Origin of the sequence: Bradyrhizobium sp. 26S5 (genome assembly GCF_036923295.1) — a bacterium.
Lineage (GTDB): Bacteria > Pseudomonadota > Alphaproteobacteria > Rhizobiales > Xanthobacteraceae > Bradyrhizobium > Bradyrhizobium septentrionale.
In genome coordinates, this window is the sequence record NZ_CP145948.1 from 2,796,720 (window position 1) to 2,818,873 (window position 22,154).

General features: G+C 65.4%; 19 protein-coding genes. 11 read left to right on the forward strand and 8 right to left on the reverse strand.

All coding sequences use genetic code 11. The features are described 5' to 3' along the window. Positions 1–103: 103 nt before the first annotated feature. Both V5279_RS13050 and V5279_RS13055 read right to left on the reverse strand, forming a co-directional pair. A complete protein-coding gene (locus tag V5279_RS13050) occupies positions 104–1,090 on the reverse strand; it encodes an ABC transporter substrate-binding protein (protein WP_338697877.1) in 987 nt (328 codons plus the stop codon). Positions 1,091–1,108: 18 nt separating this feature from the next. Next, a complete protein-coding gene (locus V5279_RS13055; protein ID WP_338697879.1) occupies positions 1,109–1,306 on the reverse strand; it encodes a hypothetical protein in 198 nt (65 codons plus the stop codon). Positions 1,307–1,566: 260 nt separating this feature from the next. On the opposite strand from V5279_RS13055, the gene V5279_RS13060 reads away from it, so the two are divergent. From V5279_RS13060 to V5279_RS13095, 8 genes are all read left to right on the forward strand, one after another. Beyond that, positions 1,567–2,661, forward strand: coding sequence for an ABC transporter substrate-binding protein (locus V5279_RS13060; RefSeq protein ID WP_338697881.1), 1,095 nt, complete (start codon positions 1,567–1,569; stop codon positions 2,659–2,661). Next, the gene (locus tag V5279_RS13065; RefSeq protein ID WP_338697883.1) at positions 2,639–3,655 is read left to right on the forward strand and encodes an ABC transporter permease; all 1,017 of its coding nucleotides are present in this window, start codon (positions 2,639–2,641) and stop codon (positions 3,653–3,655) included. Before V5279_RS13060 ends, V5279_RS13065 begins: the two co-directional genes overlap by 23 nt. Beyond that, on the forward strand, positions 3,655–4,446 hold the full coding sequence (locus V5279_RS13070) for an ABC transporter ATP-binding protein (RefSeq protein WP_338701149.1): 792 nt from the start codon (positions 3,655–3,657) through the stop codon (positions 4,444–4,446). Before V5279_RS13065 ends, V5279_RS13070 begins: the two co-directional genes overlap by 1 nt. After that, positions 4,440–5,612 carry an acyl-CoA dehydrogenase family protein gene (locus V5279_RS13075; RefSeq protein ID WP_338697885.1) on the forward strand — a complete coding sequence of 391 codons (1,173 nt, stop codon included), beginning with the start codon at positions 4,440–4,442 and terminating at the stop codon, positions 5,610–5,612. Before V5279_RS13070 ends, V5279_RS13075 begins: the two co-directional genes overlap by 7 nt. Before the next feature lie 33 nt (positions 5,613–5,645). Further along, positions 5,646–6,740 carry an LLM class flavin-dependent oxidoreductase gene (locus tag V5279_RS13080; RefSeq protein ID WP_338697887.1) on the forward strand — a complete coding sequence of 365 codons (1,095 nt, stop codon included), beginning with the start codon at positions 5,646–5,648 and terminating at the stop codon, positions 6,738–6,740. After that, positions 6,737–7,678 (forward strand): ABC transporter substrate-binding protein, encoded by a 942-nt coding sequence (locus V5279_RS13085; protein WP_338697889.1) that lies wholly within the window; start codon positions 6,737–6,739, stop codon positions 7,676–7,678. Before V5279_RS13080 ends, V5279_RS13085 begins: the two co-directional genes overlap by 4 nt. Positions 7,679–8,069: 391 nt before the next feature. Then, positions 8,070–8,915 (forward strand): CmcJ/NvfI family oxidoreductase, encoded by an 846-nt coding sequence (locus tag V5279_RS13090; RefSeq protein ID WP_166297974.1) that lies wholly within the window; start codon positions 8,070–8,072, stop codon positions 8,913–8,915. A gap of 246 nt (positions 8,916–9,161) precedes the next feature. Next, positions 9,162–10,397: an MFS transporter gene (locus V5279_RS13095; RefSeq protein ID WP_338701151.1), complete on the forward strand. Its 1,236-nt coding sequence runs from the start codon at positions 9,162–9,164 to the stop codon at positions 10,395–10,397. A gap of 96 nt (positions 10,398–10,493) precedes the next feature. On the opposite strand, the gene V5279_RS13100 is transcribed toward V5279_RS13095, so the two are convergent. From V5279_RS13100 to V5279_RS13115, 4 genes are read right to left on the reverse strand one after another with little or no spacing between them, the layout of a single operon-like run. Continuing rightward, complete coding sequence (locus V5279_RS13100; protein ID WP_338697893.1) at positions 10,494–11,258, reverse strand: anti-sigma factor; 765 nt, start codon at positions 11,256–11,258, stop codon at positions 10,494–10,496. Then, positions 11,255–11,782 (reverse strand): RNA polymerase sigma factor, encoded by a 528-nt coding sequence (locus tag V5279_RS13105; RefSeq protein WP_166297971.1) that lies wholly within the window; start codon positions 11,780–11,782, stop codon positions 11,255–11,257. The genes V5279_RS13100 and V5279_RS13105 overlap by 4 nt, the downstream gene beginning before the upstream one ends. Further along, positions 11,779–13,236: a YncE family protein gene (locus V5279_RS13110; protein WP_166297970.1), complete on the reverse strand. Its 1,458-nt coding sequence runs from the start codon at positions 13,234–13,236 to the stop codon at positions 11,779–11,781. The genes V5279_RS13105 and V5279_RS13110 overlap by 4 nt, the downstream gene beginning before the upstream one ends. Positions 13,237–13,249: 13 nt before the next feature. Beyond that, positions 13,250–13,717: a DUF305 domain-containing protein gene (locus V5279_RS13115; protein ID WP_338697896.1), complete on the reverse strand. Its 468-nt coding sequence runs from the start codon at positions 13,715–13,717 to the stop codon at positions 13,250–13,252. Between the two features lie 268 nt (positions 13,718–13,985). Between V5279_RS13115 and V5279_RS13120 the strand changes: the two genes are divergently transcribed. The 3 genes from V5279_RS13120 (at position 13,986) to V5279_RS13130 (ending at position 19,189) form a co-directional block, all read left to right on the forward strand. Further along, on the forward strand, positions 13,986–15,638 hold the full coding sequence (locus tag V5279_RS13120; RefSeq protein ID WP_338697898.1) for a hydantoinase B/oxoprolinase family protein: 1,653 nt from the start codon (positions 13,986–13,988) through the stop codon (positions 15,636–15,638). A gap of 7 nt (positions 15,639–15,645) precedes the next feature. Further along, the gene (locus tag V5279_RS13125; protein ID WP_338701153.1) at positions 15,646–17,685 is read left to right on the forward strand and encodes a hydantoinase/oxoprolinase family protein; all 2,040 of its coding nucleotides are present in this window, start codon (positions 15,646–15,648) and stop codon (positions 17,683–17,685) included. Positions 17,686–17,956: 271 nt separating this feature from the next. Further along, positions 17,957–19,189, forward strand: a complete 1,233-nt coding sequence (locus V5279_RS13130) for an ABC transporter substrate-binding protein (RefSeq protein WP_414645923.1) — start codon at positions 17,957–17,959, stop codon at positions 19,187–19,189. 174 nt (positions 19,190–19,363) lie between these two features. On the opposite strand, the gene V5279_RS13135 is transcribed toward V5279_RS13130, so the two are convergent. Further along, positions 19,364–20,578: a mandelate racemase/muconate lactonizing enzyme family protein gene (locus V5279_RS13135; protein WP_338697902.1), complete on the reverse strand. Its 1,215-nt coding sequence runs from the start codon at positions 20,576–20,578 to the stop codon at positions 19,364–19,366. A 256-nt stretch (positions 20,579–20,834) separates the two neighbouring features. After that, the gene (locus V5279_RS13140) at positions 20,835–22,094 is read right to left on the reverse strand and encodes an amidohydrolase family protein (RefSeq protein ID WP_338697904.1); all 1,260 of its coding nucleotides are present in this window, start codon (positions 22,092–22,094) and stop codon (positions 20,835–20,837) included. Positions 22,095–22,154: the final 60 nt, after the last annotated feature.

A 22,154-nucleotide genomic window follows, 5' to 3' on the forward strand; every position in this document is an offset into this window, starting at 1 on the left:
TGGGGGTTGCTCGCCACGGACGCCGGCGTCTGCGGAGGCATGATCCCCACCCGGTTTGCTGCGCAAACCGACCTCCCCTTTTCAAGGGGAGGTGAAGAAGGCGCTAGTTCGAATTTGCGCCCGCCGTGAAGCTGCGGTCGACGGCCTTGCTGACGTCGAGCGTCTTGCCGATGATGCCGTAGCGTGTGGCGCGATCGGATGCGGCCTGCACTTCCTTCACCACGGCCTCGTCGATTGCGATCGGCGACGTCTTCTGCGCGGTGTAGGCGGCGAGCAGCACGTCCTCCGGCAATTTGGTCAGCTCGGCCGTGTTCTTTGCGTATTCCGCGACATGGTCGAGCGACCACAGCCGCGCCTTGTTGAGCCGCTGCACCAGATCCTGCACCGCCGCGCGCTTGGTCGCGATCGCGTTGTCGGAGGCGACGATGAAGGTGATGGTCGGCGTCAGTCCCTCGCCGTCGGCGACGACCCGCGCGTTGTCCTTCAGCGTCGCGTAGGAGATGTAGGGCTCCCACACCGCCCATGCATCGATCGAGCCGGCGAGCAGCGCGATCTTGGCGTCGACCGGCCCGAGCGGCGCGAAGGTCGCGTCCTCGATCCTGCTACCGGCCTTTTCCAATGTCGCATTGATCAGGAACTGGCCCCAGCCGCCCCGCGTGCCGGCGAGCCGCTTGCCCTTCAGATCGGCCGCCGTCTTGATCGGCGAATCCCCGCGCACCAGGATGGCCTGCGTCCGCGCGTCGGAGCGCGTGCCGCCGATCGCCTTGATCGGCGCACCCGACGCATAGACCGTGAGGAACGACAGGTCGCCGGTGTAGCCGACGTCGAGCGCGCCGGCATTGATCGCCTCCAGGATCGGGGCAGCTGCCGGAAATTCCGACCACTCGATCTTGTAGGGCAAATCCTTGGCGAGGCCGGAGATCTCGAGCAGCGAGCGGTTGCCACCCTTCTGGTCGCCGACCCGCACCACGATCGCGTCAGTCGCGAACGCCGCTGCCGATGTGGACAACGTGATCGCCGCCGCGAACAGCGCGGCCGCGGTGCGGCGGGTGAAGGTAGAAGGAGGGCCCGAGCGGGTCAGTTTGCGCATATGACTTTTCTTTCCGATTCATTCGCTGCGCGGCGGAACGCGCGGCAGCGTTTGATCGAGTCTATGAGCAAGCCGTTCGTCGTCAACGAAACGGAAATCTGAATTCGTCGCCCGCACGACAAGGATGATCTCGTCAAGCGTGCCGCGCGTAGAAGACATCGCGCATGCGCCCGCAAAACGCTCAAATTTGGTGCAGTCGCGGTGACGACGCCGCATGTCGCGCGTCGCGATAACGGCAAAATCCTTTCATCGTTGCGCGATGCGATCGTGGAGATATCAGCTGCCGCGCCGACAACATTCGAAATTCCATTTCATTGACGATGAACTTGTCGCGCCGCATCATTTGCGCGTTGCTTTGAGTGCAATAGCGCCGGAGAAATCCGCTTTTTCTAAAACCATGAGCTTCGAACGACGGGGCGCGCAGACGACGACGTTTTGCGCGCGGGGCGGAGCCTTGCCGAAATGCAGGAGTGAACATGTCTGTCGACAACAAGAAGACGGTGATGGATCGCCGCACATTGCTGCGTGCAGGTGCTGCCGCGGCCTTTGCCGCGCCGATCGGCGCCTATAGCGCGCAGGCCTTCGCGCCGCGACCAATTGCGTCGGCGATCGACTTCTCGGAATTCCCGATCTGCAAGACCGCCTCCGATGCGCCGCCGCTATCAGGCGCGCCACGCAAGCTAAAGCTGTCCTGGAACGCCGGCGCGGTCTGCCTCGCGCCGCTGCCGGTCGCGATCGACCATGGCTTCTTTCAGAGGCAGAATCTCGACGTCGAACTCGTCAACTATTCCGGCTCGACCGACCAGCTGCTGGAGGCGATCGCCACCGGCAAGAGCGACGCCGGCCTCGGCATGGCGCTGCGCTGGCTGAAGCCGCTCGAGCAGGGCTTTGACGTCAAGATCGCCGCCGGCACCCATGGCGGCTGCATGCGCGTCCTGACCCGCACCAGTTCCGGCGTCGACAAGCTCGCCGACCTCAAGGGCAAGATCGTCGCGGTCGGCGATCTCGCCGGGCCCGACAAGAACTTCTTCTCGATCCAGCTTTCCAAGCTCGGCATCGACCCGGTCAAGGATGTCGACTGGCGCGCCTATCCCGGCAACCTGCTCAATGTCGCGGTCGAGAAGGGCGAGGTACAGGCCTTCCTGTCGTCGGACCCGCTGGCCTATCTCTGGCTGAAGGATGCGCAGTACAAGGAGGTCGCCTCCAATCTCGACGGCGAATACCGTGACAAGAGCTGCTGCATCGTCGGCCTGCGCGGCAGTTTGGTACGGGAAGAGCCTCACGTCGCGCGCGCCATTACCCAGGCGCTGCTCGATGCCGCGATGTTCACCTCGCAGAATCCGGACAAGGCGGCGAAATCGTTCCAGCCTTACGCGCCGAAGGCGGCGAGCCTTGCCGATCTCGAGGCGATGGCGCGCTACCACACCCATCACCATCACCCGACCGGCGAGGTGCTGAAGCGCGAGCTCAAGGGCTACGCCGACGATTTGAAATCGGTGCAGGTGTTCAAGCAGAGCACCGACACCGCCAAATTCGCGGAGCGGATCTATGTCGACGTATTCAGTGTCTGACGCGACGGCCGCGGCCGCGCCGCGCGCCGCGGTCACGTTCTCGAACCTCTCCGGCAGCTATGGCGTCGGCCTTGCGGCGAGTCTCGTCTGGCTCGCCTTCGGCCTGTCGTGCCTGTATTGGCCGGATGTCGGCGACTGGTCGCGGACCTCGTCGCTCGGCATCGGCGCGATCGTCATCTCGGCCTTCATCCTGTTCGGCACATTTGCCGCCGATTATCTCGGCGGCGCCGGGCAGGCGCTGCGCAAGCGGGCGCCCTGGCTGGTGGCCTTCGGCGCGTTCGTGACGCTGTGGGAGGTCGCCACCGCGAAATTCGCCTGGCTGCCGCTGCCGTTCTTCCCGCCGCCGCAGTCGATCCTGGAAGTCTATACCGACGATCTGCCAAAACTGCTGGACAGCGTGTTCGCCTCGATCAAGCTGCAGCTCGGCGGCTACGTCATCGGCGCGACCGTCGGCTTCATCACCGGCGTCTCGATCGGTTGGTCCGAGAGGATCGGTTACTGGGTGCATCCGGTGCTGCGCTTCATCGGCCCGCTGCCGGCCACCGCCTGGCTGCCGATCGCCTTCTTCACCTTCCCGTCGAGCTGGAGCGCCTCGACCTTCCTGATCGCGCTTGCCACAGGCTTCCCGGTGACGGTGCTGACCTGGTCGGGCGTGGCGAGCGTCAGCAGTGCGTATTACGACGTTGCGCGCACGCTCGGCGCCAAGCCGTCGTTCCTGGTGCTGAAGGTCGCGATCCCTGCGGCGCTGCCGCACGTGTTCGTCGGCCTGTTCATGGGGCTCGGCTCGTCCTTTGCCGTGCTCGTTGTCGCCGAGATGATCGGCGTCAAGGCCGGGCTCGGCTGGTACCTGCAATGGGCGCAGGGCTGGGCGGCCTATGCCAACATGTATGCGGCGCTGATCGTGATGTCGCTGCTCTGCTCCGGCGCGATCACGCTGCTGTTCCGAACCCGCGACCGCCTGCTGGTCTGGCAGAAGGGCGTCGTCAAATGGTAATGCAATCCGCCACCGAGGCGATCACCTATCCGGCGGTCGGCGCCGAACTCGACATCGAAAGCGTCAGCCATGCCTTCGACATCGATGGCGCGATGCTTCCCGTGCTCGACAATGTCAACCTCGCGATCGCGCCGGGCGAGTTCGTCGCGCTGCTCGGCCCGTCGGGCTGCGGCAAGTCGACCTTGCTGCGGCTGGTGGCAGGGCTCGAGAAGCCGCGCAGCGGCACGCTGCGCGAGGATGAAGCTCGCATCAACGGCCCGCATCCGTCACGCGTCGTCGTGTTCCAGGATCCGACGCTGTTTCCGTGGCGCTCGGTCTGGGACAATGTCGCGCTCGGGCTTGAGGCACAGGGCATCCTGAAGGCGCAGCGGCATCGGGTCGATGCCGTGATCGAGCTGGTCGGCCTGTCGTCGTTCCGCAATGCCTATCCGCACCAGCTTTCCGGCGGTATGGCGCAACGTGTGGCGCTGGCGCGCGCGCTGGTCAACGATCCGAAGATTCTCGTGCTCGACGAGCCGCTCGGCAAGCTCGACTCGTTGACGCGGATCGCGATGCAGTCCGAGCTTGTGGCGCTGTGGCAGCGCAAGGGCTTTACCACGCTGCTGGTCACCCATGATGTCGAGGAAGCGCTGGTGCTCGCCAACCGCGTCATCGTGCTCTCCGACCGGCCGGCGCGGATCAAGGCCGACATCGCTGTCGCCCGGCCATACCCGCGGCATCGCGGCGATCCTTATCTGGCCGAGCTGCGCAAGCAGATCCTCGGCCTGCTCGGACTGGAGGCGACATGGTGACGACAGCGGCGAGGGAGCTGCCGCCGGCGAACGAGCCGGAGCACATCGCGCGCGCGTTGCGGCTCGCCGAGGTGTTTGCCGCGCGTGCCCCGGCGCACGATCGCGACGCCAGCTTTCCGTTCGAGAATTTCGTTGACCTTTCGCACGAAGGCCTGCTGGCGCTGACCGTGCCCGCGGCGCTCGGCGGCGGCGGGGCGGGCGCCCGCGACGCCAACCGCGTGCTCGGCATCATCGGCAAGGCCGATCCGTCGACCGCGCTTGTGCTGTCGATGCATTATATCCAGCATCTGGTGATGGCGCGCAGCACGCGCTGGCCTACCCGTCTGTCGCGCAAGCTTGCCAAGGAGACGGTCGAGGGCGTAGCGCTGATCAATGCGTTGCGCGTCGAGCCCGAGCTTGGCTCGCCGGCGCGCGGCGGCTTGCCGGCGACCACGGCGCGTCGCACCGAAACCGGCTGGCGGCTGACCGGCCGCAAGATCTATTCGACCGGTGCGCCGATCCTGAAATGGTACGCGGTCTGGGCGAAGACTGACGAGCCGGAGACCCGTGTCGGACTGTTTCTGGTTCCCGCCGGGCTTCCCGGAACGCGGATCGAGGAAAGCTGGGATCATCTCGGCCTGCGCGCCAGCGGCAGCCATACCGTGATCTTCGACGACGTGGTGTTTCCGCTGGATTACGAGATCGACGTCCGCAAGCCCGACGACTGGAAGGTTCCTGACGTCACTCATGCGACCGTGCACGCGATCTTCGTCGCCGCGATCTATGACGGCATCGCCCGTGCGGCCCGCGACTGGCTGGTCAAATTCCTGAAGGAGCGGGTGCCCGCCAATCTCGGCGCGCCGCTGGCGACATTGCCGCGCATGCAGGAGGTCGTCGGCGGGATTGAAGCGCGGCTTGCGGTCAATGCCCGCCTGATCGACAGCTTTGCCGCCGATTTCGATAACGGCTTCCAGCTCTCCGCGATCGAGTCTAACATCATCAAGCTGACGGTGACCAATAACGCCGCAGCAGTGGTGGAGGATGCCTTGTCGCTGACCAGCAATCACGGCCTGTCGCGAACCAATCCGCTGGAGCGGCATTGCCGTGACGTGCTGTGCGGCCGCGTCCATACCCCGCAAGACGATGCCACCCGTGTCTCCGCCGGACGCTTCGTGCTGGGCGTCTGAAAACAACAGCCAACAACAACGGAGTTCCCCGTCATGCCGGTCGAGTTCATCGGCTTCATCACCAACAACAATGCCTCCGAGACCATCGTCCGCTCCGGCCCGGTGCTCGATCCGCCCTATATCGAGACGGTCGCCAAGGCCCATGAGCTCGCCGGCTTCGATCGCGCGCTGCTGGCGTTCCACTCGACGACGCCGGACGCCTTGCAGGTCGCGCAGCATGTCCTGACCATCACCAAGCAGCTGAAGGTGATGATCGCGCAGCGCCCGGGCTTCACCGCACCGACGCTGTTGGCGCGTCAGTTGGCGACGCTGGATCAATTCTATGGCGGCCGCGTCTCGCTGCACGTCATCACCGGCGGCAATGCGATCGAGCTGCGCCAGGACGGCAACACGCTCGACGACAAGGACGAGCGCTACGCCCGTACCAGCGAATTCCTCGACGTGGTGCGGCTGGAATGGACCAGCGAGAAGCCGTTCAACTACAGCGGCAAGTATTACAACGTCGAGAACGGCTTCTCGCAGGTGAAGCCGTTGCAGAAGGGCGGCATCTACACCTTCGTCGGCGGCGGCTCGGACGCCGCGGTCGAGGTCGCCGGCAAGCACGCGGATACCTTCGCGCTGTGGGGTGAATCCTACGCCCAGGTGCGCGACGTCACCGCGCGGGTGCGCACTGCTGCGGCTAGACATGGCCGGCCGACGCCGCGCTTCAGCCTGTCGGTGCGGCCGATCTTGGCCGACACCGAGGAGAAGGCGTGGGTGAAGGCGGAGCATATCCTCGAGCGCGCCACCGCGCTGCAGGACCAGACCGGCTACCGCCGCCCCAATCACGCGACCGATGGCGCCAAGCGGTTGCTGGCGCTCGCCGATCAGGGCACCCGGATCGACAAGCGGCTGTGGACCGAGATCGCAAAGCTCACCGGCGCCAACAGCAACACCACCGCGCTGGTCGGCACGCCCGAGCAGGTCGCCGAGGTGTTCGCCGACTATTACGACCTCGGCGTCAGCCACTTCCTGATCCGCGGCTTTGATCCGCTGGTCGATGCCATCGACTACGGCCGTGAGCTGATCCCGCTGACCCGCAAGCTGATCGAAGCGCGCGACCAGCAGCGGGGGATCGCGGCCGAATGATCCGTCTCATTGTCGCGGCAGCGCTTGCGCTCGCCGCCATCGACGCGGCCTTCGCGCAGACCACGCTGCGCGTCGGCGACCAGAAGGGCAATTCGCAGGCCGTGATGGAAGCAGCCGGCGTGCTGAAGGATGTTCCCTACAAGATCGAATGGAAGGAGTTCGCCGCGGCGGCGCCGCTGCTGGAGGCGCTCGGGGCGGGGGCGATCGACACCGGCCTGGTCGGCGACGCGCCATTCACCTTTGCCGCCGCCGCCAAAATTCCGGTCAAGGCGATCGCCGCTGTCAGGCAGTCGCGCGACGGGCTTGCGGTCGTGGTGCCTGAAAACTCCTCGATCAAGAGCTTTGACGATCTGCGCGGCAAGAAGATTGCGACCGGCCGCGGCTCGATCGGCCATCAGCTGATCCTGGCGGCGCTGGAAGCGAAGGGATGGCAGGCGGCCGACGTGCAGATCGTGTTCCTCGCGCCGTCGGATGCGAAGGTCGCCTACACGCAAGGCTCGGTCGACGCCTGGTCGACCTGGGAGCCCTATGTCAGCCAGGAGGAGGTGCTGTTCAAGTCGCGCCGCGTCATCACGGCCGACGGCATCACGCCCGGCCTCGGCTTCCAGGTCGCAACGCCGGATGCGATCAAGGACAAGCGCGCCCAGCTCGAGGATTTCGTGCGCAGGCTGGCGGCCGCGCGCGCCTGGTCGCAGAGCAATGTCGAGGGGTACGCGGCGACCTGGGGCAGGCTGATGAACATTCCGCCCGCAGTGCCGCTGAACTGGCTGACGCGGGCCAAGATCCGCATCGCGCCGATCGACGACGGCGTGGTGGCCGACGAGCAGAAGACCATCGATCTCTACGACCGCTGGGGCCTGATCCGGCAGAAGATCAACGCCGCCGACATCGTCGACCGCTCCTTCGCCGCGGCGGTGGAGAAGGGCGCTGGGTTGTAGCGCGGCCGCACAGGCGGTACGCGTGATCACGCACAATTTGCGACGCAGACTGTTCCGTCACCCTGAGGAGCCGCGAAGCGGCGTCTCGAAGGGTCGGCGGCCACGGACGGGGGCCACGCATCCTTCGAGGCTCGCTGCGCTCGCACCTCAGGACGACGTGGTGAGATGCCTGCCGCCGTTTCGCTACACGCTCGCTCCCCGTGAGCAGATACCTCCGCTAACGAAACCGTGATCCCAAAGTATCCATTCGTCGGGCGGCATCTGCCCGATAAGGATTTTCCCCATTCGGCGCCTTCCAAAACCGCAACATTGCTATTTTCGCGCCGGCCTTGCCGCACCCACCGGCGCTGCCAAGATCAAACGGACGAACAATCGAGTCCGGGAGATCACCATGGGCCTTCAACAAACTCGCATCGAGTCGCTGCCGTTTGTGACCGCTGAACTGAACTATCTCGCGCCGACGCCGGGCAAGCCCCGGACCTACGCTTTCGATCCGCCGCCCGGCGAGCCCAAATCCACCGCGCTGCCCGAAGCCCACAATGTTCCGATCTTTGACGGGCGCCTGATTGCCGACAGTTTCTCGCTCGACCGCGAGGGCTTTGCGCTGGTCAAGCATCCGACCAGCGTGAAGGACTATTACGACGACAACGAAGTCCGCAACGTCTACTACCCCGCCGTCGAAGCCTTCCTGAAGGCGACGCTGAAGGCGGACCGCGTCTTCATCTTCGACCATACTGTGCGCAAGCGCGTCGAGGGTGCAGCTGATATCCGCGGCGGCGGACCGCGCCAGCCCGCGACCCGCGTCCATGTCGACCAGACCGCGATCTCCGGCCGCAACCGCGTCTTCGAGCATCTGCCCAATGAAGCCAACGAGCTCGTCAATGGCCGCGTCCAGGTGATCAATCTGTGGCGTCCGATCCGTGGCCCGCTGCGCGATTCACCGCTCGCGATGGCCGACGGCGCCACGGTGGCGCCAGAGGATCTGATCGCCTCCGACCTGATCTATCCGAACCGCAGCGGCGAGACCTATTCGGTGAAGTACAATCCGAACCATCGCTGGTTCTACATTCCCGAGATGACGCCGGACGAGGCGATCTTGCTGAAATGCTACGACTCGGCGACCGACGGCCGCACCCGCTTTGGGCCGCACACGGCGTTTGTCGATCCGACCACGCCGGCGGATGCCGCGCCGCGTGAGAGCATCGAGCTGCGCACGCTGGTGTTCCATAAGCAGTAAGGGCGAAGTGTAACCGCGAGCTAGGTGCGCTCCCTCTCCCGCTTGCGGGGGAGGGTTGGGGTGGGGGCTCTCTCCGCGAGTCGTTCGGTGGAGAGAGCCCCCACCCACATCGCATCTGGCGATGCGATGTGACCTCCCCCGCAAGCGGGAGAGGTAAAGTTGCGCTGCCTCAAAAGTTGGCACCTTGCATCCAATAATGTTACGCCCTCCCGAAAGCGCTCGGGGAAGAGGCGATTCGTGGATGGCGTGGTGACGAAGGAAGAGGCGGGGATCGGTTTCCGCGCCCTGGTTCTTGCGCTTCTGGCGTTGGCCTCCGGCCACATGCTGTCGACGCTGCTGCGCACGATCCCGGCGATCAGCCTCGATCTGATGGCACGGGATTTCGGCACCTCGCCGCAGGCGCTGGCGAGCCTCACCTCGATCTATCATTTCTCCTTTGCTGCCTCGCAAATCCCGGTCGGCGCCGCGATGGACCGTTTTGGCGTGCGGCCGGTCTCGCTCAGCCTGCTTGCCGGTACCGTGGTCGGAACGCTGGTCTCGGCGATTGCGATGGGTCCCGCGAGCTTCGTGTTCGGACAACTGATGCTCGGCGTCGCCACCTCGGGCATGCTGATCTGCCCGATGACGCTTGCGGCCAAGCAGATGTCGGCGGCGAAGTTCGGCCTGTGGTCCGGCCTGATCCTCTCGATCGGCAATATCGGCATGCTGTTGTCGGCGAGCCCGCTGGCCTTCGTGGTCGATCAGTTCGGCTGGCGCGCCGGCTTCTGGGTTTCGGCCGGTTTCGGCATTGCGGTGCTGATCGCGGTGTTCGCGCTGGTGCCGCGGCAGCCGGCAGCGCATGCGGACGATTCCTCGCCGCTGCAGCAGATGGCCGAGGTGCTACGGCTCGGCCTGTCGCGCGGCCTGCGCGGATTGATCGCGTTATCGCTGGTCTCGCTCGGCGCCTCGCTGGTGCTGCGCGGCTTGTGGGGCGGGCCGTGGCTGATGGATGTGAAGGGGTTGAGCCGCATCGAGGCCGGCAATGTGCTCGGCCTGTTCACGCTGGCGATGATCGTTGGACCGGTCTGCATCGGCGCCTTCGATCGCAAGTTCGGGCACCGCCGCGCCATGGTGGCATCAACGCATGCCGTTGCCGCGCTGCTGCTCGTGCTTATGGCGGCCGGCGCGCCGCATTTTCCGCTCTCCAACCTGCTCGGCGTTGCCGTGATGCCGTCGCAATATGATCTGGTGCTGCTGATCCTGATCGGGCTCGCGACCTCGGCGCAGCCGCTGATCTACGGCATGACGCGGCAACTGGTTGACGCCCAGAACACCGGCAAGGCGCTGTCGTCGGTCAATCTCGCCTTCTTCCTCGGCGCGGCGCTGCTGCAATCGAGCACCGCCGGCGTCGCGGCGCTGTTCGGATTGCCGGCGGTGCTGCTGTTCATTGCGGGCGCGCTGGTGATCGGGATCGTGTTGTTCCTGATCTACACCAGGGCCTAGAGCATCGGTTCTGATTGAATCAGGACCGATGCTCTGGTTTTTTGTTTTGACGCGTTTTCTTCACGCGAACCGGTGTCCACTTCGCTCGAAAACGCTTTAGATCGTCTGCGCCTGCTTGCGGATTTCGTCGGCAAGCGGCTTCAAGGCATCGAGCCCGCGCGGCCCCACGAGGCTGTAGCCGGTGCCATCGTCAGCCCAGGACAGGCCGGCCACGTCACCGCCCGAATGCGGGGCCATCGCTGCGTTCTTGTCTGACGTCATCGGACGGGTCAGGACCACAAGCCGGTCGCCCCGATCGTCGTCATACATGAACATCGCCGCAGGGCCGTGCGCGGTCGGCACCACGCGTCCGCCCATGAAGCGATAGCCCGACTTCGTCAGGTCCGGCAGCTTGACCGGCTGACGCAACCGGTTGGAGACCCATTGCACAAGCTCGGCGATGTCGCGCAGTTCGACCGGCCGCGTGCGATCGGAGGCGTACACCTTGTAGGAATCGCTCGCTTCCTCAGCGAGCGCTGCAATCCCGCCGGCTGGCGCCAGTGTCGCGCCACGGATCACCCAGCCGCCGAGGCCGCCGATCGAGATCATCAGCATGGCCGCGATGGCCCAGCGCCATGACGAGGGACGGCGGCGCCGGCTCTCGATCATCCTGGCGAGGTTGAGCTGCGGCGGCAGCGGCTCCTCGGCAATCGGCAGCAATGCCGATCGCAAAAGGTTACGCTCACCGGAGTAGGCTTCTATTCGCCTGGCCACATCAGGATGCTTCTCCAGATAGGCGCCGACTTCGGCCTCGCGCTCCGGTTCGAGCGCGCGATCCACATAGGCGTGCAGATCGTCTTCGGTAATGGGTCGATTGCTCATGTCCTGTTCCGCAATTGCACGACATTATGTTCCGGATGGCCTGACGTTCCCTCCAGCTCGTGATGCAGCCGCTCGCGGGCGCGCGCCAGGCGCGACATCACCGTGCCGATGGGCACACCCAGCACCTTGGCGGCGTCGGCATAGGACAAGTCCTCGACGCCGACGAGCAGCAGCACTGCACGCTGGTCATGCGGAAGCCTCGCGAGCTTCGCCATGACATCGCGATACATCACCTTATGCTCCTGTTCCGCCTCCTGACCGAATGTATCCTCGTTGGTTTCGTCGATCGCGACATGGACGCCGCGCCCCGTTGCGCGGCGAAACTGGTTGATGGCGAGATTATGCAGGATCGCGAACAGCCACGGGCGCGGATTGTCCGACCGCCGCTGCTCCCAGTGAATGACGGCGCGTTCGAGGCAGTCCTGCACGAGGTCGTCGGCCGCGGCGTGATCGCGGACCAGGGCCCGCGCATACCGCCGCAAAGCGGGTATCAGCGGCTCGACCAGGCGCAGCATGTCGTTCATGGCGTTTGCACCTGGATGACTGCGCCGACCTTGGCCGGTTCGCCTGACGTGATGACGAGATAGCGTCGTTCGGCCTTGGCTGCGCTCTGCACGATCTGGCGGATCGGTCCGGTGACGTTGACGATGGCGGAGCCGGCGGGATTGGTCATGAAGGCTGCCAGGGGCTCCACCGATCCCGTGCCATCGCCATGGTCGGCCAATCCTAGCACGTAGTGCTGCTTGGGTTCGAGCCCGGTGACCGATGCCTGCAGCACCTGGATCAGCCCCTGGTCGAACAGCGAGACGCTGGTCGGTGGCTTGTCGCCCTTGGCGTTCTTCTTCGGCGCGAGTGCGAGGTGGGCGGCCTGGCCGGCGATGCCGAGCGCCTGCAGGTTCTGGCGGTCATCCGGATTCGGCGCGGCGTTCGGCACATAGGCGATCGCCTGGGGTGCCTGGCCGATCGGGATGTTGGCGATCACCTTGTTGGTCGCGGTGTCGATCGCGGCCAACGCATCGGCATTCTCGAGACCAACATAGATCCTTGTGCCGTCGCCGGACGGCCAGACGCCATGCGGGAGATTGCCCACGGGAATGGTCGCGACCTCGGAGAAGTCGTCGGTTCGAAACACCTTGACCTGGTTGGTGCCGCCGATGGTCACATAGGCGAAGGTGCCTTTGGAGGTCTTCGCGAAATTGACGTGATTGGTGATCGGGCCGGTCTCGATGGTCTTGATCGGATTGAACGGCGGCTTGGCGTTGAACACCTGCGTCCTGCCGGTATCCTTCAGCGTGAACCACACCTGCTCGCCATCCGGGGTGGCCGCGATGTTCGGGCAGAACGGGCTTTCCTGCTTCACCTTCGCCACGATCTGGTGATCGGCCACCGAGACCACGTCGGTCTCCGGATTGAACGACGAGCAGATGTAGCCGTACTTGCCGTCCGGCGAGAAGATCTGCATGCCCGGTCCGGCCGGCACCTCGATCCGCATCGTTTCCTTGAACGTCTTTGCGTCGATCACCGAGATGTAGTTCTCGCCGCGCACCGTGACCCAGACTTCGTTGCCATCGGGCGTGAAGAAGGCCTCGTGCGGCGAGCGCCCGACGTAAGTGGTGTGCTTGACCGTGTTGGTTGCTGTGTCGATGAAGGTCACCGAGTTGGAGCCGATCGACACCACCGCAAGGGTTTGATGATCGGGTGAGTAGCCCATGCCGTGAACCAGCACCTGTCCTTTGTAGAGCGGGCTGAAATTGCCGGGCTGCGGATCGCCGAGCCGGATCACGCCGAGCAGCTTGTTGTCGACCGGGTCTGTGACCGACACCGTGTTCGAGAACTGCTCGGCGGCATAGACGCGGTCGTGATGGCTGATCGCAATGTCGGGCGAGGATGCCGCGCCCGGCGCCTGTCCGGCGAAGGCGGAGCTTGATATCGCCAGCACGGTCGTGGCCAGCAGGCACTTCAGGACTTGACGGTTCATCGTTCGAAAACTCCTAGTTCTTCATTCCGTGGGACATGTTCATGTGATCGTGAGCCGCGGCGGGCGCCGGGCTCGGTTGTGTCGGCGCGGGCGCGGATGCCGTCACCGGGTCACCGATCGCAAGTTTCATGGCGTCGATCTCCTGCTGCTGCTCGACGATGATCTCCTGCGCGATCCGGCGCAGTTGCTCGTTCTTGCCGTAGCGGAGCTCGATCACGGCCATGTCGATCGCGCCCTGATGATGCGGCGTCATCATCGCAACGAAGTCGCGATCGATATCGCCGCTCGGCTTGGCGGCCATGTCATTCATCATCTTGGTCATCGCGGCATCGTTTTCCGCGAGGAAGGCGCTCTCCTCAGTCGACTGCGCAGCCTGGGCCGGATGATGGGCGTCTTGCGCGAACGCCGCGGCGGCGACAAAGGCGAGCAGGACGGACGCGCCGAGCGGCGCGAGAGCGGATCTGAAGGATCGAGGAAGCATCTACGTTTACCCTGGGGTTGTCGGGGAAGCCCGAGCGGTCCGGCCGCGGGGCCGGCTCGCATGGGTGGGACGCAGCAGCGTGAGTTCTATTCCGTCGCCCGGTGGTTTCTTCTCGATCACGACTTGCTGATCGACGGATTGACCCGCTGCGACCGAGCCGGCCGGTTTGCGATCGGCAAGCCGCTGGCTATAAGAAGGAATTCCGGTTCCGGCCGGCCGGGTTCCCCGATCCTCCCTGCGCAAGCCCCCAGCGCCAACAAGGGCCAAGATGTCCGCCAAGATCGATCCAATCACACGCTCCGTCGTCCAGCACCGCCTGTCGTCGATCGTGAAGGAGATGGGCGAAGCCATGCTTCGCACCTCCTATTCGCAGATCCTCAATTCCAGCCGCGATTTCTCGCTGGCGATCTGCGACACTGGCGGTCGGCTGATCGCACAGGCCGATCACATCCCGGTGCATGTCGGCGCGTTGCCGTGGGCGACACTCGCGGTCGAGGAACGCTTCAAGGACGTCGCGCCGGGCGATGTCATCCTGCTCAACGATCCCTATCAGGGCGGCAACCATCTGCCTGATCTCACCGCCTTCGTGCCGGTGTTCGACGGCGGTAAGCGGCTGCTCTGGACCATCGTGCGCGCGCATCAGAGCGACATCGGCGGCGCCACCCACGGCGCCTACAATCCGGCCGCCACCGAGATCTATCAGGAAGGCATTCGCATTCCGCCGATCAAGCTCTACGAGGCCGGCAAGCCGCGCGAGGATCTGCTCGACCTGCTGGCGCTGAACATCCGCAACCCCCGGGAATTCCGCGGCGACCTCGCCGCGATGCTGGGTGCCGCGCATCTCGGCGAGCGTCGCGTGTCAAAGCTGTTCAGCGAGTTCGGCGCCGAGACGGTCGAGGCCGCGATCGAGGCTATTCTCGACGCCACCGAGCAGCAGACCCGCGCCGTGGTGTCCTCCTGGAAGGACGGCGTGTTCTACGGTGAGGCGCTGCTCGACGACGATGGCCACGGCCGCACCGACATCAAGATCGCGGCCAAGGTGACCAAGAAGGGCAGTGACATCGAGGTCGATCTCACCGGCTCCGATCCGCAATCGACCAGTTTCGTGAACTCCTCGCACGCCAACATGCAGGCCGCGGTCGCGATGGCCTTTGCCTATCTGATCGATGCCGACATCCCCAAGAACACCGGCGCGCTGCGGCCGCTCAAGGTGGTGGCGAAGCAGGGCACGATCGTGTGGGCCGATCCCGGCCGTCCCGTGACCTTATGCACCAGCCATCCCTCCAATGAGATCGTCGAAGCGATCATCAAGGCGATGTCGGCCTCCTGTCCGGACCGCGTGATGGGCGGCTGGGGCCGGAGATTCCGCATCGCGATCCAGGGCGAAGACCCGCGTAACGGGCGCAACTTCATCTGGCACATGTTCCAGGCGCGGCCCGGCGGCGGCGCATCGCCCGGCGGCGACGGCTATTCCTCGATCGGCGAGTGGCACTCGGTCGGCGGCCTGAAGTTCGGCAGCATCGAGGTCGCCGAGGTGCGCTTTCCCCTGCATTTCCGCCAGCACGAATTCCGGCCGGACTCCGGCGGCGACGGCCAGCATCGCGGCGGGCTCGGCGTCGCGCTCGACATGGTGCTGGAGACGGCAAAGCCGGCCAAGGGCAACACCGCCGGCGACGGCGCGCGTCACGGTCCCTGTGGCATGCTCGGCGGCAAGGACGGCGAGCCGCATCATTATCGTCTCTTGTCGGATGGCCGCGCGCCGCGCGTCCTGAAGACCAAGGAGGTCGGCATCGAGCTGCGTCCCGGCGATTGCCTTGAGGTCCGCTCGTCCGGTGGCGGCGGCTGGGGGCCATCAGAGAAGCGATCGGCGGAGGCGCGGGCGCGCGACGTCGCGCAGGGTCTGGTTTCGAAGGCGGTATAGGCAAGTGATGTATACGATTGGGGTTGACGTCGGCGGCACCTACACCGACCTGGTTGCCACGGATCAAACGGGACGCACCGTTTTCGCGAAATCACCGTCCACGCCGGCCGATCAGTCGGTCGGTGTCATGGCGGGACTGGAAGAATTGGCGCGCCGCCTCGGCGTGACGCGCGCGGCGATGCTGGCTGCGACCGATCGCCTGGTGCACGGCACGACGGTTGCGACCAACGCGCTGCTGGAACGCAAGGGCGCCAGGGTTGCGCTGTTGACCACCGAGGGCCATCGCGACGTCGTCGAGATGCGCGAAGGGCTGAAGCCGGATCGCTATGATCTGCGTACGCCGCCGCCCGAGCCGCTGGTGCCGCGCGAGCGCCGCTTTGGCGTGCGCGAGCGGCTGAAGGCCGACGGCAGTGCCGCGGTTGCGCTGGATGCCGCAGCCCTCGGCGATGTCATCGCCGAGGTGAAGCGATCGGGCGCGAACTCGGTCGCGGTCTGCTTCCTGCACGCTTATCTCAACCCGGCGCATGAGCTCGCTGCGGTCGAGCGGCTCGCCAGCGAGCTGCCCGATGTCAGCGTGTCGCGCTCCAGCGACGTGCTGCCGCAGATCAAGGAATATGAGCGCGTCTCGACCACGATCGTGAATGCCTATGTCGAGCCGACGGTACGGCGCTATCTCACCAATCTCGAGCGCAGCCTGCATGAGGCCGGTTTTGCCGGCTCGCTGTTCGTAGTGCTGTCGCATGGCGGCATGGCGCCGGTGGAAGAGGCCTCGCGGCTCGCTGCGGGCACCGTGCTGTCGGGCCCGGCCGGCGGCATCTCCGGCAGCCGCCGCTGCGCGGAGATGCTTGGGATTCCCGACCTCGTGCCGTTCGACATGGGCGGCACCTCGACCGACATTTCGTTGATCGCAGACGGCGAGGCCTCGCTGTCGGCCGACGGCATGCTGGCGGGTCAGCGCATCGCGCTGCGCAGCCTCGATATCGCCAGCATCGCGGCCGGCGGCGGCTCGATCGCCGGTGTCGACGGTAGCCGCACGCTGCGCGTCGGCCCGGAGAGCGCAGGCTCGGTGCCGGGCCCGGCCTGCTACGGCAATGGCGGCCTAGCTGCCACCGTCACCGACGCCAATGTCGTGCTGGGTTATCTCGATGCCGCCGCCTTCATGGGCGGCGCGCGGCCGCTCGATCGTGCGGCGTCGGAAGCGGCCGTCGATCGGATCGCCGAAGCGCTGGAGCTGTCGCGGATCGAGGCCGCCGCCGGCATCTACAAGATGATCAATCTGAAGATGGCCGACGGCATCCGCCTGATGACGCTGCGCCGCGGCGTCGATCCGAGGCGCTTCGCGCTGCTGAGCTTCGGCGGCGCGGCCGGGATGCATGCTGCCGAGGTCGCGCGCGAGCTCGAGATCAAGCGCATCATCGTGCCGACGGTTGCTTCCGTGCTGTCGGCCTGGGGCATGCTGACCAGCGATTTGCGTTACGAGGTCAGCCGCACCCATTACGGCACGGGCCGGATTTCGGCCGATGAGGTGCGGGCGCTGTTCGCCGGACTCGAGGAGCAGGCGGCCGGCCGGCTGCGCGACTGGTTCAAGGGCGATATGACAATCGAGCGCTCGGCCGAGATGCGCTACGGCGAGCAGGTGTTCGAGATCGACGTGCCGCTCAGCGACCTCGATCTCGGCGCCGCCGACCTTGTGGCGCAGATCGAGGACCGCTTCCATCGCCGCCACGAGGAACTCTACACCTATGCCTCGCGCGGGCAGGAGGTGGTGTTCGTCAACGCCCGCGTCGCCGCGGTCGGCCAGGTTGCGCGCGGCGGCGGCGATGTCGGCCAGGCCGCGTCAGCTGTGCCCTGCGCGCCGCGCGGCAAGCGGCAGGCCTGGCTCAGTGCCTGGCGCGAGGTGCCGGTCTATGCGCTCGACGATCTCAAGCCCGGCCATTCGCTGGCCGGTCCGGCGATCATCGAGGCCGAGACCACGACGGTTCTGGTCGGCGATGGCGACCGCGTGACCGTCAATGCGTTGGGATGGCTGGACATAACATTGCGCTGATCGCCATGCGGGAACTGCGCTCCCTCTCCCGCTTGCGGGGGAGGGTTGGGGTGGGGGTCTCGCCACGAGTCGGACGGTTTTTATGCGGAGAAAGCCCCCACCCGGATCGCATCTTTGATGCGATCCGACCTCCCCCGCAAGCGGGAGAGGTGAACCGCGCCCTTGGCTTGCTCCGCCATCAACATTTCATTTTCCCGGCATCGCCTTGGGCGATAAGGTCGCGTCCTCGGAAGGGAGCGCCGGTCCGTGGCCGGCGTTTATGGCGATGTTGATGCAAACAAAAAGACAAACCGCGCGTTCGATACTGCTCGTCCTCGCCGCGATGTTCGCGGCGGCGCCGCTCGCCGCGCAGCAGGCGCCGCAAGCAGCCGGCAGCGAGATCCGCGTCGGCAACGTCATGCCGTATACCGGGCCGCTCGCTGCGTTCGCCACCATCGGACGGGCGGAAGCGGCCTATTTCGACATGGTCAACGAGCATGGCGGCATCAACGGCCGCAAGGTCAAGTTCGTCTCGGTCGATGACAGCTCCAATCCGAAGACCGCGATGGAGCAGACCCGCGATCTCGTCGAGAAGCAGGATGTGCTCTTGATGTTCGGCTCGTTCGGCACGCCGAGCAACCTCGCCGTGCGAAAATACCTCAACGAGAAAAAGGTCCCGCAGCTGTTCGTCGCCTCCGGTGACGAGGAATGGGCGCATCCGAGGACGTTTCCCTGGACCATGGGCTGGCAGCCGACCTTCCGCGCCGAGGGGCGGATCTACGCCAACTACATCCAGGCCGCCTATCCGTCACGCAAGATCGCGGTGCTGTGGCAGAACGACCAGTTCGGCCGCGATCTGTTCAGGGGATTGCAGGAGGGCCTCGGCGACACCGCCGGCATGATCGTCGCCGATCTTGCCTTCGACGCGTCGGAGACCAGGATCGAGAACCAGCTCGGGATATTGAAGGACTCCGGCGCCGACATCCTGGTGTTCGACGGCGCGCCGGCGATCGCGGCGCGCGCGATCCGCATCGTGGCCGGGATGGATTGGCATCCGGTGTTCATCCTCGACAATGCGTCGGCCTCGATCGCCAGCGCTTTGCAGCCGGCCGGCCTGCAGAATTCACTCGGCGTGATCTCGACCTCGTTCCTCAAGGACGCCGGCGACGCCTCCTGGAAGGACGATCCGCATATCAAGGCGTGGTCCGACTTCATGGACAGATATTTCCCCGACGGTGGCAAGGACGACATCTACGCCATGTTCGGCTATGCCGCCGCCGATACGCTGCACCAGGTCTTGCGCCAATGCGGCGATGATTTCTCCCGCGAGAACATCATGCGGCAGGCAGCCTCGCTGAAGGACTATCAAAGCCCGATCGCGCTGCCGGGGATCGTGATCAACACCGGGCCGAAGGATTTCCGCCCGATCAAGCAGATGCGGCTGGTGCAGTTCGACGGCAACGCCTGGCAGCCGATCGGCGACGTGGTCGACAGCGCGTTCACGGCTGTCAGGGATGATAATTGAGGCGCGGTGATTGAGGGTTGCGTCGTCCCGGCGAAGGCCGGGACCCATTACCCCAAGTGCTCGTTGTTAGGCGACGCTAGGGCCTCGATCCCTTTCACAACCAACGCCTGTGGTTATGGGTCCCGGCTCCCGTGCGCAATTGCGCACTAGGCCGGGACGACGGCGTGGAGAGAGTTACTTCTTCAACCCATAATTCAACAGCCCGCCCTTGTTCTTCGGCGGATGCGCGCGCAGGCCTTCCTCGTTCGGCTCGGTGCCCCAGCCCGGGCGATCCGGAATCACGAGATGACCGTCGATAAACTCCGGCACGTGGGTGAACAGCTCATGGTCCCAGGCCAGGCGGTCGATATCGGTCTCCATGATCCGCAGGTTCGGCACCGCGGCGCAGAAATGCGCGTTCATCATGGTGCAGAGATGGCCGTAGAAATTATGCGGCGCGACGTTGACCTCGAAATGCTCGGCGGCCGCGGCGATCTTCATTGATTGCCACACTCCGTTCCACGGCGTGTCGATGATCGCGACGTCCATCGCCTGCTCGGTGAAGTAGGGCAGGAATTCGCGTAAGCCCAAGAGCGTCTCGCATGACGAGATCGGGTGCGGGCTCTGGCGGCGGATGTAGCCGAGCGCCTGCGGGTTGAAGGTGTCGATTTCGACCCAGAACATGTCCATCTTCTCGATCGCGCGCAGGATCTTCAGATAGCCTTCGGTCTTGGCGTTGAAGTTGAGGTCGAGCAGGAGATCGACATCCGGCCCCGCGCCGTCGCGGATCGCCTCCAGATGCATGCAGAGATTGCGCAGCACATTGCGGTCGACATTGATCTCGGGCTGGAACGGCGCGCCGAAGCCGGGGCGCCAGCCTATCGGCTTGCCGTCGGTGTAGACGAAGATGTTGGTCTTCATCGCCGAGAATTTCTTCTCGCGCACCTCGGCCCCGATCGCTTTGACGCCGTCGAGATCGGTAATCGCCGGCTTGTACCAGTCGGGATGATTGATGCGCCAGGTCGCGCAATGCGACCAGTAAACCCGCACGCGGTCGCGGATCTTGCCGCCGAGCAAATCGTAGCAGGGCACGCCGAGCGCCTTGGCCTTGACGTCGAGCAGCGCGTTCTCGATGGCCCCGAGCGCCAGCGCCACCACGCCGCCGGCGGCGGGACGCGTCGCGGCAAACAGCTCGACATAGATACGCTCGTGCTCGAACGCGTTCTTGCCGATCACGCGCGCCGACAGCCGCTCGATAGCCGCCGTGACGCCGGGCGCGCCAAAACCCTCGTCATATTCGCTCCAGCCGACCAGCCCGTCTGACGTCGTCACCTTGACGAAGTGATAATTCCGCCAGCCGGCATCGCAGGCGAGCGTTTCGACGCTTTTGATTGTGGCTGATATGCTCATGGTTTCCTGCCCGGCATGTTGTTGGAGTTGAGAGATACCAACAACGGATCGGCGGACGCGTCAATTCGCGCCAGGGCAGGGCGACAATGCGCATAGGTTGGTGCTGCGACATACGATCGCTTGCACGAGCCAGCTCACTCGATCCGTCACCCTGAGGAGGCCGCGCAGCGGCCGTCTCGAAGGGTCGACGGCCCGGCTTTCGCAGTACGGATAGGGCGGGGCCGTGCATCCTTCGAGGCTCGCAAGAGCTCGCGCCTCAGGATGACGGGGAGAGTTTGGTGCCCGGCCGAAACAGCGTCGGCTTTTGCCGTTCGAACGTCTTGCGGCCGCGCCTGAAGCCCAGGAGCACGTCGGGCAGCTCGGCGATCGCGTTGGTTGCGCTGTCGGTGTCGAGCACGACGATGTCGGCGGGGTTGCCGACTGCGATGCCGTAATCCTTCAAATTCATCAGCCGCGCCGGCAGCTCGGTGACGAGATCGAGGCAGGCATCGAACTCGCCGATCCCGGCATGCGCGGCATTGGCATAGAGATTGGCCATCCGCAGCAGCGACGCGTCGCCGAACGGCGTGAAGGGATTTTGCACATTGTTGGTCGCGACCGAGCACAGCACGCCATCGGCGACCAGCCGGTGCGCCGCGGTGAGGCCGCGCGGCGCGTTGTGGGTGGCGTCGCGCCCCATCAGATAGAGGTCGGTCGCGGGCAGTACGGTGACCGCGACACCGGCCGCGGCGAGGCGCGCGCTCGCCGCCTTCAGCCGCTCGGGCGGCAACGCGGAGAGTTTTGTCGCGTGCCCGATCGCGACCCGCCCGTGATAGTTGCGCCGCTCGGTCTGCCGGCAGACCTCCTCCATGTGCCACCAGGAGGGATCGAGGTCGAAATCGAGATGCAGGTCGACGTCGATGTCGAACTGCTGCGCCAGGTCGAAGATGCGCGCGATCTGCGCGTTCGGGTCGGTGTCGACATAGGGACAGCCGCCGATCGCCTCGGCGCCGTCGTTGAGCGCCGCGACCAACAGCTCGTCGGTGCCGGGATCGTTGGTCAGGCCTTCCTGCGGGAAGACGCAGAGCGAGAGGTCGAGCGCCCAGGCATAGTCGCGCTTCAGCGCGTTGACCGCCGCGAAGCCGCGCAGCCCGATCCGCGGGTCGATCTCGACATGGGTCCGCATCCGCGTGGTGCCTGCGGTGATCGCGCGCTCGATCACTTTTGCGCCGCGGGCATAAACGTCCTCGACCGTGAAGTCGCGCTTCATCGCCGCCACCGCGCGGATGGCCTCAGTGACACCGGCATGGTCGTGGCCGCAGCGGCCGAGCAGGCAGGCCTTGTCGAGATGGATATGGGTGTCGACGAAGCCGGGCAGCGCCAGCCGTCCCGCGAGGTCGATCTCGACGGCCTCGCAGGAGAGCTGCGGCGCAATTGCCGCGATCCGGCCGTCGGCGATGCCGATATCGACCATCGACGCGGAGGTGCGCGTCGCGGCATGACGGAAGACCAGGTCGAAGGCAGGTTTCGCAATCATCGAGAGCAGATTTCAGGTTGGTCGCAGCCTAGCGGAAGGGCAGGGAAACGGCAGCACCAG

What these genes read in the sequence shown, in the direction of transcription:
- V5279_RS13120 (WP_338697898.1), top strand. Translation starts at nt 13,986, where the DNA reads ATGTCCGCCAAGATCGATCCAATCACACGCTCCGTCGTCCAGCACCGC.
- V5279_RS13080 (WP_338697887.1), top strand. Translation starts at nt 5,646, where the DNA reads ATGCCGGTCGAGTTCATCGGCTTCATCACCAACAACAATGCCTCCGAG.
- V5279_RS13075 (WP_338697885.1), top strand. Translation starts at nt 4,440, where the DNA reads ATGGTGACGACAGCGGCGAGGGAGCTGCCGCCGGCGAACGAGCCGGAG.
- V5279_RS13060 (WP_338697881.1), top strand. Translation starts at nt 1,567, where the DNA reads ATGTCTGTCGACAACAAGAAGACGGTGATGGATCGCCGCACATTGCTG.
- V5279_RS13115 (WP_338697896.1), bottom strand. Translation starts at nt 13,717, where the DNA reads ATGCTTCCTCGATCCTTCAGATCCGCTCTCGCGCCGCTCGGCGCGTCC.
- V5279_RS13130 (WP_414645923.1), top strand. Translation starts at nt 17,957, where the DNA reads ATGCAAACAAAAAGACAAACCGCGCGTTCGATACTGCTCGTCCTCGCC.
- V5279_RS13110 (WP_166297970.1), bottom strand. Translation starts at nt 13,236, where the DNA reads ATGAACCGTCAAGTCCTGAAGTGCCTGCTGGCCACGACCGTGCTGGCG.
- V5279_RS13100 (WP_338697893.1), bottom strand. Translation starts at nt 11,258, where the DNA reads ATGAGCAATCGACCCATTACCGAAGACGATCTGCACGCCTATGTGGAT.
- V5279_RS13125 (WP_338701153.1), top strand. Translation starts at nt 15,646, where the DNA reads ATGTATACGATTGGGGTTGACGTCGGCGGCACCTACACCGACCTGGTT.
- V5279_RS13105 (WP_166297971.1), bottom strand. Translation starts at nt 11,782, where the DNA reads ATGAACGACATGCTGCGCCTGGTCGAGCCGCTGATACCCGCTTTGCGG.
- V5279_RS13135 (WP_338697902.1), bottom strand. Translation starts at nt 20,578, where the DNA reads ATGAGCATATCAGCCACAATCAAAAGCGTCGAAACGCTCGCCTGCGAT.
- V5279_RS13065 (WP_338697883.1), top strand. Translation starts at nt 2,639, where the DNA reads ATGTCGACGTATTCAGTGTCTGACGCGACGGCCGCGGCCGCGCCGCGC.
- V5279_RS13070 (WP_338701149.1), top strand. Translation starts at nt 3,655, where the DNA reads ATGCAATCCGCCACCGAGGCGATCACCTATCCGGCGGTCGGCGCCGAA.
- V5279_RS13090 (WP_166297974.1), top strand. Translation starts at nt 8,070, where the DNA reads ATGGGCCTTCAACAAACTCGCATCGAGTCGCTGCCGTTTGTGACCGCT.
- V5279_RS13140 (WP_338697904.1), bottom strand. Translation starts at nt 22,094, where the DNA reads ATGATTGCGAAACCTGCCTTCGACCTGGTCTTCCGTCATGCCGCGACG.
- V5279_RS13050 (WP_338697877.1), bottom strand. Translation starts at nt 1,090, where the DNA reads ATGCGCAAACTGACCCGCTCGGGCCCTCCTTCTACCTTCACCCGCCGC.
- V5279_RS13055 (WP_338697879.1), bottom strand. Translation starts at nt 1,306, where the DNA reads ATGCGGCGTCGTCACCGCGACTGCACCAAATTTGAGCGTTTTGCGGGC.
- V5279_RS13085 (WP_338697889.1), top strand. Translation starts at nt 6,737, where the DNA reads ATGATCCGTCTCATTGTCGCGGCAGCGCTTGCGCTCGCCGCCATCGAC.